The following is a 13,910-nucleotide window of genomic DNA, read 5'->3' on the forward strand; positions in this document are numbered from 1 at the left end:
CGTAATATTTGTATGGAAGGCTGCATAAACGTGTTTGTGCTATTAGCTTAACATCTATAGTGTTTATTGACTTAAGCTAGTCTGCTCATTGCCGCAGGGGCTATTTCTTTTGTCATAGCCACAAAAGAAACAAAAAGGCCTAGCTGTTGCGATCACCTCTCCGCCCGCAAGGCCCTCGCTGGCCCGGGCGCAACAGCGGGCCTTTGCGCTTCTTCGTTTTCTCCTTCTAAGTACTAAATACTACAAATATAAACTATCAGAATTGAACCTATTTGCTAGTGGTCTCTACCAGCATCCTATACACCTCAAGCTTATCATCACCTTCATACTGAAAGAAAAAATCACTCATTAACCCGGCAATAAATTTATTATAATCTTCAAACGCTGTTTCAACGTCTGATATATCATCATATGTTGGATCAAAAATATCTTCAAGTGACTTTGGATGCATTAGATTATTTCTCAAAAGCTTAAGTTTCTTAAGCGTCTGTAATTTTGTACTAAAATACTCCTTTTGCAAAGTTTCTGCATCGAATGTTTTCGCAACCTGTTTAAAGGTTTCCTTAAATTGATCAATAAATCTATCTTTCTCATCGAATCCTTCATATCTATCAAACAAATTATAATAATGTATATCCGCTTCAATCATAGCAAAAAAGTTTTTAATGCATAATCTCCCCAAAACTTCAAATTTCTGTCCTCCATTTATACACAACTTAGTCATATCAAGCAATTCTTTAAAATCGCCTTTAAGTTTATTATGAACTAATGGAAACGTCTGAATAAGAGGAATTAATGATAAGAACTCCTGTCTATCTTTGATTATCTTACTTCTTCGCATATAAATTAGAGTATATGTTTATTACAACACAAGTTAATCAATTAGTATTTTGAAATCCATGCAAGTAAATAACACTAATAACTTCGATGAGATTAAATATCTTTTTTTGTAAGCGAACATCTCATCTAAATAAAAACAAATTATAACAAACAAAAAAAATCCCGGCCAACCTGACCGGGATTTTCTTATATCTAAACCTTCACCCAAATAACCAAAAGCCTTGGCTCTTGATTCTCGGATCTTGGCTCTTAAAATTACGCTAATTTAGCCAGCTCTTCAGCCATGGCAGCGCCAATTTCTGCTGGAGATTCTACTACGCGGATACCGCACTCGGCCATAATTTTCATTTTGGCAGCAGCCGTATCGTCGGCACCACCTACGATAGCACCAGCGTGACCCATACGGCGGCCTGGAGGCGCAGTTTGACCAGCGATGAAACCTACTATAGGTTTAGTACCGTGTTCTTTGATCCAGCGGGCAGCTTCTGCTTCCATACCACCACCAATCTCACCAATCATGATGATACCGTGTGTTTCAGGATCGTTCATCAGCAATTCTACAGCTTCTTTGGTTGGGGTACCAATAATAGGGTCGCCACCGATACCGATAGCAGTAGTAATACCTAAACCAGCTTTAACCACCTGGTCAACCGCTTCGTAAGTTAAAGTTCCTGATTTTGATACTACACCTACGTTACCTTTTTTGAAGATAAAGCCTGGCATAATACCAATTTTAGCCTCATCAGCGGTAATTACACCCGGACAGTTAGGGCCAATCAGGCGAGACTCTTTGCCCACCAAGTATTCTTTTACCTGAATCATATCCTTAGTAGGGATACCTTCGGTGATACATACAATTACTTTGATACCAGCTTCGGCAGCTTCCATAATGGCATCAGCCGCAAAAGCAGGAGGCACAAATATGATAGATACATCGGCACCGGTTTGGTCTACCGCATCTTTTACGGTATTAAACACCGGACGCTCCAAGTGCTGCTGTCCGCCTTTACCCGGCGTTACACCACCTACTACCTGGGTTCCGTAGGCAATCATCTGCGAAGCATGATAAGTACCTTCGTTACCGGTAAAACCCTGAACAATAACTTTTGAATCTTTATTTACGAGAACACTCATGGTTTTTGCTTTTGTACGGCAAAGCTAAAGTTATTGCTTATACTATCAAATTATTTTTAAGTTAGATGCGTATTAGGCCAACTTTATGGCTTGGCACCTGCATCTATAATTGTTGCGCCAGCCTCAAGATACAGCTTTTTATACATGGCTTCGGGTTCTACAGTAAGGCGAACTTCAAGGGTTGGGAAAATATACGCCTCGAGCAGATGGCCGCCATGAACCATGCCATCTGATGTAGCTAGGTTGATGTGGGCGTGCACCACAGGTTTACCGTTATACATGGCAATATCGCCTATCAATGAGGTAATTTCGGCAGGCTCGGTGATGGGTATTACTTTGAACATTTTGCGGCTTTGATCATACCACCCTACTCTTGCCCGCAAAGCATCGCCAATGGCCGTAAAGTGGGCGCTGGTAATATTGTTCTTTTGGGCAAACTCAGTAAGACCTGACATAATCTCATCCTCTTTGGCAAACACCAGGATATAAGTTTTTACATTACCGTTTTGGCTCAGCAGTTGCGCCTTCACGCCCGGCGATTTACCGGTTTGGGCCGGATTAGTGGGTGATACATACTCTTGTGCGTAGGCAACGCCAGCGATAAAGCAACCTATTATTAACGCCGTAGCGTATTTAAATATCTTCCTCATGATGGTTATTTTAATCTGCTTAAGTAACCACCTTGAAAAGCAAAAGTTTATATTGATTGCTGATTGTGGGTGTATCAAACAGCTTATATCAATGATGAGTTTGTTCCCCTATTTCGGATGCTGCTCCGCTTATGGCAAGCTTATATTTCTCTCTATCAAACTCCTTTTCGCTAATCGCAATCACTATGGCAGCGATGCCATTGCCAATTACGTTAGTGATGGCCCTGGCTTCAGACATAAAACGATCCACGCCTAATAATAAAGCCACACCCTCAACCGGAATCACCTTAATAGCGGCCAGTGTGGAGGTCAACACGATAAATCCGCTACCGGTAACACCCGCTGCACCTTTAGAAGTAACCATCAAGATACCAATGATAGTAAGCTGCTGACCTAATGACAACGGTACGTGAAACACCTGCGCCAAAAAGATAGTTGCCATGGATAAATAAATAGTGGTGCCATCCAAATTGAATGAATAACCGGTAGGAATAACCAAACCCACTACCGAACGGGCGCAGCCCAATCGCTCCATTTTGTCCATCATCAGCGGCAGGGCCGGTTCGGAAGATGAGGTGCCTAATACAATAAGCAGTTCCTGACGGATAAATTTGAGGTATTTCCACAGGCTGAACTTAAACAGGTAACAAATAAGGTTAAGTACCACGAATATGAAAAGTGCCATAGTTAGGTAAACTGATGCCATCAGCATAGCTAACGGCTTAAGGGTTTGTAACCCATGCGTGCTAATGGTGTAAGCCATACCACCAAATGCGCCTATAGGCGCAGCCCGCATCACGATATACATAATATTGAAAAACACTTTTGCCAGTTTATCCAAACTTTGCGTTAGCGACTGCCCTACGCTGCCCATACGGCTCAAGCCAAAACCAAAAAGTATGGCAATCAGTAATACCTGCAAAATATCGCCTTTGGCAAAGGCTTCTACAAAATTGGAGGGAATGATGTGTGTAAAAAAGTCGCCCCAATTCATTTCACCAGCTTGCTGCTGGTATTGGGCTACTTTACCAACGTCGGCCCCATGACTGGGTGCCAGGCCAGCACCGGGTTTTACCAAATTAGCTACGGCCACGCCTATAATTAATGCAAACGTGGTTACAATTTCGAAATACAATAGCGCTTTGCCACCTACCCGACCCACCTTTTTCATATCACTCATGCCGGCAATACCCAGCACAATGGTAAAAAATATAATAGGCGCTATCAGCATACTAATTAAGCTGATAAACATTTTACTGATACGCTGTGCTACCGGGGCAAATGCAGGAAAGTATAAACCTACCAGCACACCTAAAAGTATAGCAGCAATTACCTGAAAGGTAAGATTGGAAAATAAACGCTTCATTAAATGGGCAGCCTTAGTGTTAAGGTACAATGATATTAATTTTTTGCCCCGTAACGTTTACTCCGGTTGATTGAGTTACGATTTAGGAGCGTATTGTGGTAAAAAGATATGACGGCATACCAAACACCGTGTGCAAAAATAACGCTTAACCGGATACCAAAAGAAAAAGGCTCGGACGAGCACGTTGCGCTTTGCTCGATACTTAAATTCTTCGCCACAGGTTGGACATATTGGGAAACGAATGTTGGCTTTTACTTTTCGTCTTTGTTTATTAGTATCGGCTTGTTCCATAGCTATCGGAAAATATTGAAATTACAAATATTACAAAATATGACAATAAAAATATCCTTCTTGCAAAAGCGAATTCAAAAACGCAGGCATAAATAAGAATGTTACAATCTTTAGGTTTATATACAAAATGGCTACATTGTAACAAACCAGTTACAATGTAGCCATTTATTTCCATTAATGCTCAATCCGCTAAAAAATAGCATGCTTTTATTCTTTTTCGTACTTTCGCGAACTATTTTTTAGCACCTGCGCAATGGATTATCAGTTTAAAGACATCGAGAACAAGTGGCAGCAGTTTTGGGCTGACCATCAGACCTATAAAGCCGACAATCAGTCATCCAAGCCTAAATATTATGTGCTGGATATGTTTCCGTATCCATCAGGCGCCGGATTACACGTAGGTCACCCGCTGGGTTATATTGCTTCTGATATTTTTTCGCGTTACAAACGCCTAAAAGGTTTCAACGTGCTGCACCCTATGGGTTATGATTCATTTGGCTTACCGGCCGAACAGTATGCTATTCAAACTGGTCAGCATCCCGCTATTACAACCGAGGATAATGTAGATACCTATCGTCGTCAGCTGGATCAGTTGGGTTTCTCGTTCGACTGGAGCCGCGAGGTGCGCACCAGTTCGCCCGATTATTATAAATGGACGCAGTGGATTTTTATGCAGCTGTTCAATTCCTGGTATAATAAAGCCGACGAGAAAGCTGAATCTATTGAAAAGCTGAAAGCTCATTTTGCAGCTAACGGTTCAAATGGTATCAATGCCGTTTGCGACGAAGATATACTAAGCTTTACTGCCCATGAGTGGAATGCCATGAGCGAAGAAGCACAGCAAACCGAACTGTTAAAATATCGCCTTACTTACCTGCGCGAAAGCACCGTAAACTGGTGCCCTGCCTTGGGTACCGTTTTGGCTAATGACGAAGTAAAAGACGGCTTTTCTGAGCGTGGTGGCTATCCAGTTGAGCAAAAGAAAATGATGCAGTGGAGCATGCGTATTACGGCCTACGCCGAGCGCCTGCTGCAAGGTTTAGATACCATTGACTGGCCCGAACCGCTAAAAGAGATGCAACGCAATTGGATTGGCAAAAGCGTTGGTGCGAGTGTACGGTTTCCGTTATCTGTTGTCAGTGATCAGTTATCAGATAACTCACAACTCACAACCGACAACTATATAGAGGTTTTCACTACCCGTGTAGACACTATTTTTGGTGTAACGTTTGTGGTGTTGGCACCAGAACATGAATTGGTAGCACAACTAACTACGCCGGAGCAAAAAGCCGAAGTAGAAGCTTACATTGCGCAAACCAAAAAGAAATCGGAGCTTGACCGTATGGCCGATACCAAAACGGTATCAGGTGCGTTTACAGGTAGCTATGTGCTAAACCCATTAAACGGCGAAAAAATACAGTTATGGATTGCTGATTATGTACTGGCTGGTTACGGAACAGGTGCGGTAATGGCGGTACCATCGGGTGATCAGCGTGATTACCTGTTTGCCAAGCACTTCAATTTGCCGATTGTTCCCATCATCGACATTCAAAATATCGAGAAAGAAGCCGACCCAACTAAGGAAGGCAAATACATAAATTCCGACTTTATTAACGGCTTAACTTATAAAGAAGCTGTGGCAGCCGTGGTTGCCAAACTGGAAAGCATTGGCGCCGGCAAGGCCAAAGTAAACTTCCGTATGCGCGATGCCATTTTTGGCCGTCAGCGTTACTGGGGCGAGCCGGTTCCGGTTTACTTTAAAAACGGGTTACCTTACCTGATAGATGAGAGCGAACTGCCATTGGTATTGCCAGAAATTGATAAGTATTTACCAACTGAAAGCGGCGAACCACCACTAGGCCGTGCCGAAGGCTGGAAATATCAAGACGAATATGAGTATGAACTGAGCACTATGCCGGGTTGGGCCGGCAGCAGTTGGTACTGGTACCGCTATATGGATGCGCAAAACAGTAATGCCTTTGCCGATAAACAAGCAGTTGAATATTGGAAAGATGTTGACCTGTACATTGGCGGATCTGAACATGCTACCGGTCACCTGCTGTACAGCCGTTTCTGGAACAAGTTTATGAAAGATATGGGCTTGGTGGTTGAAGAAGAACCTTTCAAAAAGCTTATCAACCAAGGCATGATCCAGGGGCGGTCTAACTTTACCTATCGTTTAGCACCGCTTCTGCTCAATGTAGATGAGAACTTTGTTAAACCGGAGGTCTATGTTTCTAAAGGCATTTATGAACTTTATAAAGAGGGGGATTTTGACACTATCGAGCAAATTGCGCTATTTTATAAAGACTTGTTACCGGAAGGTGCCGAACTGGGCGAAATGGAATTTAGTAAACTGCATGTGGATGTAAACATTGTTAACAACGATGCACTTGATTTAGCAGCATTCCGCAACTGGCGATCAGAAAACAAGGATGCCATTATCATCCTAGAAGATGGTACCGTAATTTATCCTAACGATAGTACCGAGCAGGAAAGCAAATACATCTGTGATTTTGAGGTTGAAAAAATGTCAAAATCTAAATTCAATGTGGTTAATCCTGATAATATCGTTGAACGTTATGGTGCTGATACGCTGCGCATGTACGAGATGTTCTTAGGTCCGCTGGAGCAAAGCAAGCCTTGGAATACTAACGGTATTGAAGGCGTATTCAAATTCCTGCGCAAATTCTGGCGTTTGTTCCATAACGATCAATGGGAGTTTACAGTATCTAACGAAGCCCCTACCAAAGCCGAACTTAAATCATTGCACAAAATCATCCGCAAGGTTGAAGAAGACATTGAACGTTTTTCGTTCAACACGTCGGTTTCCAGCTTTATGATTGCCGTGAACGAGCTTACCGATTTAAAATGTAACAAGCGTTCTATTTTGCAGGATATGGTAATTATCTTATCATCTTATGCGCCGCACATTTGCGAAGAACTTTGGGCACTGTTAGGCAATGAAGCAGGCACCCTATCATACGCCGCTTATCCGAAATTCAACCCGGAATATTTGGTAGAGGATGAGTTTGCCTATCCTATTTCCATCAATGGTAAAACCAAACTAAACTTAAACATGGCTTTAACCATGGAGCCTAAAGAAGTAGAAGCTTTTGTACTGGCCAGTGCCGATGTACAAAAGTACCTGGATGGCAAAACTCCTAAAAAGGTAATCGTGGTAAAAGGCCGTATTGTAAATATTGTAGTATAACGTTTATAACGTTTTGCTAATTACCATACCCGGTATAACCAGACGTAAACAGCACTGGTTGTACCGGGTATTTTTATCCGGCATTAAACTTTACAAGTGCATTATCAAACACATCGTCAAGTTGAACGCATCCGCTAAACAGAGTACTGCAATACACAATTATCCGTCCGCCTGAATAAGGGAACGAACACGTTGCTTTGCAACAACCTGGTTACAAACCCGCACTTTACAGCAAATGCAAAAAGAATTCAATTTTTCGCTGTAACATTTGAACAACATTTAAATCTTATTACCAAAATCATTATTAATGAAACGTATTTTTACACTTCTTGCACTACTTTGCGCCTTTATGGCTGCCCACGCACAAATCCCTGGCGGTGGCGGCTCATCCATAACGGGCAAAATATCAGGTACCGTGGTTGATTCGGTAACTAAAAAACCGTTAGACTATGCTACCATCAGTATTTTTAGAAGCGGCGGTAAAGCACCATTGAATGGTGTGTTAACCGACGAAAAAGGAAAGTTTAGCTTAAATAACATTGCACCCGGTAAATACAAAATTGCGGTGTCCTTTATTGGTTATCCTACCAAAGTGATTGATCCGGTAGAAACCACCCCAGGCAAGCCTGATAATAATATGGGAACTGTGGTGATAGCCCCAAGCAGCCGTGCTTTAAAAGAAGTAGTGGTTGCCGGACAAGCATCGCTGGTGGAAAACCGTATTGACAAAATTGTATACAACGCTGAAAAGGACTTAACCTCGGCAGGTGGTAATGCTACCGACGTATTACGCAAAGTACCTCTATTATCTGTAGACATGGATGGTAATGTATCATTACGTGGCGACCAAAACGTGCGCGTACTGATTAACGGTAAGCCATCAGGTGCATTATCTACCAGCTTGGCTGATGTACTGCGCACCATTCCTGCCGACCAGATTAAAAGCATTGAAGTAATTACTTCACCATCTGCTAAATATGATGCAGAAGGTTCAGGCGGTATCATCAATATTATCACTAAAAGCAGCAGTGCATCAGGTGTTAGCGGCTCGGTAAGCGGTGGTATCGGCACCCGTCAAAACAATGGTAATGCCAACCTCAACTATCGTAAAAATCGCTTAAGCTTAACGGCCAACGTAGGTACTAACTTTGCATGGCCGCAAACGTCACTGGTTGATTTCAACAGTTTCAATTCCCGAGCTGTTCTACGCGACAAATCTGTTGGCAACCTTACCCGTACACAACATACTGAGTCTGAAACTAAACGTTTTGGCACCATTGGCTCAGTTAACGGTAGTTATGATTTTAATGAGTATAATTCTATCACGTCTACCATTCGTGTTAACGGCGGCGGTTTCAAAACCAATGGTACTACCAATAATTACAACAGCAATTATGACTTGCAAAATTTCATCAGTGGTAATGGCAGTAAAGCTTCTTTCGGCGGCTTTGACTGGAATGCCGATTATACACGGAAATTCAAAAAGAAAGGTGAAGAGCTAACCTTTGCAGGTCAGTGGAGCCATAGCACTGTTACAAGCGATTATTATAGCACTTACTTTGCCCTTACAACTCTTGATGATATTAAAGCGTCGCCAAACCAAAAAGGTAATAACGATGGCAAAAACGATGAATACACATTACAGGTTGACTATGCATTACCTATTGGCGAAAAAATAAAGTTTGAAGCAGGTGGTAAGTCTATTTTCCGCAGATTAAACAGTGTGTATGATGTTTTCCGTCAACCAAACAACATGGGTGGTGATGAGAACTATTTTTTGAATGACACTGCTTCAAATAAATATAACTATAACCAGGATGTATATGCCGGTTACACTGTATGGACTTTTACTTTACCTAAAAGCTATTCATTACAAGTAGGTGCCCGGGTTGAAAACACCCAAATTAAAGGTGACCCCCGTAACAATACACAACAAAGCCTGGAACCGTTTTCAAATTCGTATACTACATTTATACCAAGCTTTATACTGTCAAAAAGCTTAAAAGGTGGCAACACATTAAAACTTACTTATAGTAAACGTATTCAGCGACCAAGCTTGCAGTATTTAAATCCTTTCATAAACAAAGGCAATCCTGATAATCAAACGCAAGGTAATCCTAGTTTGTCACCGGAAATTACGCAGACTGTTGAGTTAGGGTATACTGCTTTCATCAAAAGTTCGGTAATAAGCTTTTCAACTTATTACAAGCGCACCAGCAATCTAATTGAGGGTATTCTAACCTATATCAACGATCCGGATTTACAAGACAGATCGGTTACCCGTACCAATTACTTAAATATTGGCAACAATAAATCATTTGGCGCTAGTACTTTTGGATCATTCAGTCCGTTTAAAGCGCTGACCATTAGAGGAAGTGCCAACGTTTATACGTACAGCCCAACATCTTTTGGCTCGTTATCTCAACAACAAACCAGCAACGATACCTACATCCAATACAACATTTTTTCAGGTGCGTCATTAACCTTACCTAAAGGTTTTTCGGCGGAAGCATTTGGTGTGTTCAATTCACCACGCCGCAGCATACAAGGTACTAACCCGGCCTTTAACATTTATGGCTTTGGTGTGAAAAAAGATATCATAGCCAAGAAATTCACTTTGGGCTTGAATGTGTTGCAACCTAGCTCAAAATACTTAAGACTGAACTCAGATATTAACGGACCAAGTTTCAAACAAACACAGAAGATTTCTTACCCAATCCGTTCATTTGGTCTTACCTTTAGCTACAACTTTGGTAAAATCACATACGGTCAGCAAACTAAAAAGAAAGGCGTTAACAACGACGACTTACTGCAAGGTGGCGACCAAAGCGGTATGGGTGGCAGCCCTCAAGGCGGTGGCGGCAGTCCAAGACAATAAGAATTCAACAACCTAAACCTTACACAAAAAAGCCGGAGATTAGTTATCTCCGGCTTTTTTTATACCTCAATTTTTTAATCATTTAGTGGTATCCCTATTTGCTTTAATAACAGCGAGGCATTAAACGTTTTACATTCACCAAGTTTCAATTTATAATCAAACAGCATTTCGCCGTTTTGCACTTGTATATCGAAATAAAAATTCCGTACATAGTTAGGGTACTTTGTTTCCAGTTCGGCCAGTTGCAAATCATGTGTAGCTACCAAGCCCACCCCCTGCCGGGCAATCAGCTGCTCTATTACGGCTTTAGAACCACGGTATTTGTCAACAGAATTGGTACCCCGTAACATTTCATCAATCAGAAAGAATATCTTGTTTTGCCCGTTCACTGCAGCGAGCAGCATCTGCAACCTGTCCAGCTCGGCTTTAAAGGTAGATGTACTTTCGTTCAATGAATCTTTAATACGCATATAACTAAATAGCTGCACAACCGACACCTGCATAGCCGTTGCACATACCGGCGCACCGGCTAAAGCCAATACGGTATTAATGCCCAGCGTACGCAAAAAAGTACTTTTACCGGCCATGTTAGATCCGGTAATCAGGTCTATCTTGAAAGTGTCTTTCAGCTCGTAATCGTTGGCTACCCGAATAGTAGCTTTAATAAGCGGGTGAGCAATAGATTGGGCTGTTAAAGTATACGTGTCGCCTTCTGCAATTTCGGGAAAGCACCATTCGGGATTATTGACATGTAAGCTGGTTAAGCTCAATAATGCTTCAAACTCGGCTATGCTGCCGAATGCAGCCTCTATATTGTGGTGATTATCGCGTTTCCATTTTTCGATGGCCAGCACATATCGTACATTCCAGAGCAGCAAGCCGTTTAAGATAGCGCCCAAAAACATCACCAACCGTGCATTTAGGTTAGTGATATGGCTAGACAGCTGCCTGATTGTAGCTGACATACTTTTGCCATCCTGAGGCTTAACCCTAGCCGCCAAAGAGATACAATAGGCAGATGACCATGTTTCTTGTTCAATGCTACCAAATACATCAGCATAATTTTTAAGCGTAGTGCCTATATGCCCGGCTACTACATCTGTTTGCTGCGTATATTTAGCATTGGCGCTGTTAATTATATAATTGAGCACAGCAATACCAATGGCTACATATTTAACCGGCGGTATATAAATAGCTATTACAATAGCCAAAACCATTACAATAGGTTCAATAATGATATACTTGCTTAGCCATGCTTCGCCTTTTATATTTAATGGGGTATGCAGGTAATTGAACAGGCGCGACAATTCATCGCTGACATCAGTTGCTTTACTTTTCTCCTTGTGTAGCTTTCTATTAACCAGCGTATTCATAGGGTGCCCGGGCGCAAAAAACTTTTTTTGTGATGGTTTGTCGTCATCACTATTAGCAAACAGAAGAAGCGATTGCATATTCAGCTTCCAATCAGTTTTATTACCCAGTTCTTTAATGGCTTCCTGCCTACTCAAAACCACAGCCTTGCCGGCAGGCTTTTGTAACCAGCCAGCCAAAATATTACGCCCTGCATTAGTTGCTGCCCGGTTAATGAGTTGAAATAAGGAACCGGCACCAAATACATCCAAATCGGAGGTGTAATAATGTTTGTCGTTATTGAAAGCCAAGCCATCGTCGTAAATATTAACGTGCTCGGTAATACTGTCTATCTCGTTCTGGTTTACAATTTGAAAATTCTGAAAATAGCTTTTTTGCTTTTCGAACCAGTTTTGCCTACCCACCAGCCATCTAAACAGAACACCTAAAACAAGTGTAGCTACGGCAAACAACGCCAAGCTATCCCACTTTATAGACCAATATATAAGAGCCAAGAAGCCACCAAATACAACAAGCCGTAATACCGAATAGGTGTTTATCTTTTTTTGATAATAACCAATTTGCTGCTCGGCATGGGTGATATGGTTTTGGTATTGAGGTATTACAGGTGAAGGCATGATTACATTTTTCAACAAATTAAATCAAATTATCGGCATCCGCCTGATTTTCGCTTTTCTTTGCAGCATGAAAATTACGCTGCTGACAGTGGGCAAAACCGAAGACGCCTACATACGCGATGGAATAGACAAGTTTGTAAAACGGCTTAAACATTATATTAAGCTGGATATCATAGACCTGCCCGAATTAAAGAACACCAAGGCCCTTACACAAGACCAACAAAAAAATAAAGAAGCAGAGCTGATACTAAAAAAGCTAACCAACACCGACCATGTGGTACTGCTGGATGAAAAAGGGCTAGAATTTTCGTCTGTTCAGTTTGCTGATTATATTGATAAAAAGGCCATCAGCTCTGTTCAAAATCTAGTATTTATAATTGGTGGCCCTTACGGCTTTGATGCCACGGTTTACCAGCGGGCCAACGATAAGCTGGCCTTATCACGCATGACGTTTTCGCACCAGATGGTACGCCTGTTTTTTGTAGAGCAGTTATACCGGGCGTTTACTATCATTAAAGGCGAACCTTATCATCACCAATAAAATAAAACCCCAAGTGCACTTTCGTTGTCCATTAAATAATATTAAGTACGTAAAACCGTAATTTTGTATATGGGCCACGATCATTCGCACTCACATCACCATCATCATGACCATGCCCCAAAGCTGGATCATTTAAATAAAGCCTTTATCATCGGCATTATCCTTAACTCCGCTTTTGTGGTTATAGAAGCAGTAGTAGGCTTTGCCCAAGGTTCATTATCGCTATTAACAGATGCCGGTCACAACCTGAGCGATGTGGCCAGCTTGGCGCTGGCTTTGCTGGCATTTAAGCTATCAAAAGTAAGGGCCAACCGTAAATATACATACGGGTATAAACGCTCTACCATTTTGGTATCGTTGGTAAATGCAGCTATATTACTGGCCGCCATTGGTATCATCGCTTATGAGGCTGTTATGCGCTTCAATCACCCGCACCCGTTGCAGGGCACAACCATTGCCTGGGTAGCTTTTGTGGGCATTGGCATTAATGCCTTTACTGCCTGGCTTTTTATGAAAGATAAAGAAAAAGACCTGAACATAAAAGGTGCCTATATGCATATGGCTGTTGATGCACTGGTATCATTAGGTGTGGTGATATCAGGTGTAATCATTTACTTTACGCACTGGTTTTGGCTGGATAGTGTGGTTAGTTTAATCATTGTACTGGTAATCATTACCGGCACCTGGAGCTTGTTGATGGATAGCCTACGATTGGAGATTGATGGTGTGCCTAAAGAAATGGATGTTGAAAAAGTACATCAGGAGTTGTTGAAAGCGCCTGGCGTAAAGGATATACATCACTTGCATATCTGGGCTTTAAGCACTACCGATAACGCACTTACCGCCCACATTGTAATAGCACAAGATACGTTACTAACGTTTGACAAAATTAAAGCTGATTTAAGGCACCGGCTGGAACATTTGAACATCAGCCACTGCACGTTTGAACCCGAACTGGTAACCGAGCAGTGTACCCAGCACGATTGTTTGATTGCCGAGTCGTGAAAA

General features: G+C 41.9%; 9 protein-coding genes. 4 read left to right on the forward strand and 5 right to left on the reverse strand.

The annotated features are described in order from the left end of the window. Positions 1 to 268 precede the first annotated feature (268 nt). The 4 genes from GPM24_RS01640 to GPM24_RS01655 form a co-directional block, all read right to left on the reverse strand. A complete protein-coding gene (locus GPM24_RS01640; protein WP_158824998.1) occupies positions 269 to 841 on the reverse strand; it encodes a hypothetical protein in 573 nt (190 codons plus the stop codon). Positions 842 to 1,095: 254 nt separating this feature from the next. Then, on the reverse strand, positions 1,096 to 1,974 hold the full coding sequence (gene sucD / locus GPM24_RS01645) for a succinate--CoA ligase subunit alpha (RefSeq protein WP_158824999.1): 879 nt from the start codon (positions 1,972 to 1,974) through the stop codon (positions 1,096 to 1,098). Positions 1,975 to 2,057: 83 nt separating this feature from the next. Continuing rightward, the gene (locus GPM24_RS01650; RefSeq protein ID WP_158825000.1) at positions 2,058 to 2,624 is read right to left on the reverse strand and encodes a PPC domain-containing DNA-binding protein; all 567 of its coding nucleotides are present in this window, start codon (positions 2,622 to 2,624) and stop codon (positions 2,058 to 2,060) included. Between the two features lie 88 nt (positions 2,625 to 2,712). After that, positions 2,713 to 3,990, reverse strand: a complete 1,278-nt coding sequence (locus tag GPM24_RS01655) for a dicarboxylate/amino acid:cation symporter (RefSeq protein WP_158825001.1) — start codon at positions 3,988 to 3,990, stop codon at positions 2,713 to 2,715. 544 nt (positions 3,991 to 4,534) lie between these two features. Between GPM24_RS01655 and GPM24_RS01660 the strand changes: the two genes are divergently transcribed. Both GPM24_RS01660 and GPM24_RS01665 read left to right on the forward strand, forming a co-directional pair. Then, complete coding sequence (locus GPM24_RS01660; protein ID WP_158825002.1) at positions 4,535 to 7,495, forward strand: leucine--tRNA ligase; 2,961 nt, start codon at positions 4,535 to 4,537, stop codon at positions 7,493 to 7,495. 307 nt (positions 7,496 to 7,802) lie between these two features. Beyond that, complete coding sequence (locus GPM24_RS01665; protein ID WP_158825003.1) at positions 7,803 to 10,373, forward strand: TonB-dependent receptor; 2,571 nt, start codon at positions 7,803 to 7,805, stop codon at positions 10,371 to 10,373. A gap of 74 nt (positions 10,374 to 10,447) precedes the next feature. Here the strand turns inward: GPM24_RS01665 and GPM24_RS01670 are convergent, their stop codons facing one another. Next, positions 10,448 to 12,361, reverse strand: a complete 1,914-nt coding sequence (locus GPM24_RS01670; RefSeq protein ID WP_158825004.1) for a MutS-related protein — start codon at positions 12,359 to 12,361, stop codon at positions 10,448 to 10,450. Positions 12,362 to 12,428: 67 nt separating this feature from the next. On the opposite strand from GPM24_RS01670, the gene rlmH reads away from it, so the two are divergent. Together rlmH and GPM24_RS01680 are read left to right on the forward strand one after the other, a co-directional pair. Then, positions 12,429 to 12,902, forward strand: a complete 474-nt coding sequence (gene rlmH, locus GPM24_RS01675) for a 23S rRNA (pseudouridine(1915)-N(3))-methyltransferase RlmH (protein ID WP_158825005.1) — start codon at positions 12,429 to 12,431, stop codon at positions 12,900 to 12,902. A 69-nt stretch (positions 12,903 to 12,971) separates the two neighbouring features. Next, positions 12,972 to 13,907 (forward strand): cation diffusion facilitator family transporter, encoded by a 936-nt coding sequence (locus GPM24_RS01680; protein ID WP_158825006.1) that lies wholly within the window; start codon positions 12,972 to 12,974, stop codon positions 13,905 to 13,907. Positions 13,908 to 13,910: the final 3 nt, after the last annotated feature.

The organism is Mucilaginibacter lacusdianchii (genome assembly GCF_009770985.1).
In the GTDB taxonomy this organism is placed as follows: Bacteria; Bacteroidota; Bacteroidia; order Sphingobacteriales; family Sphingobacteriaceae; genus Mucilaginibacter; species Mucilaginibacter lacusdianchii.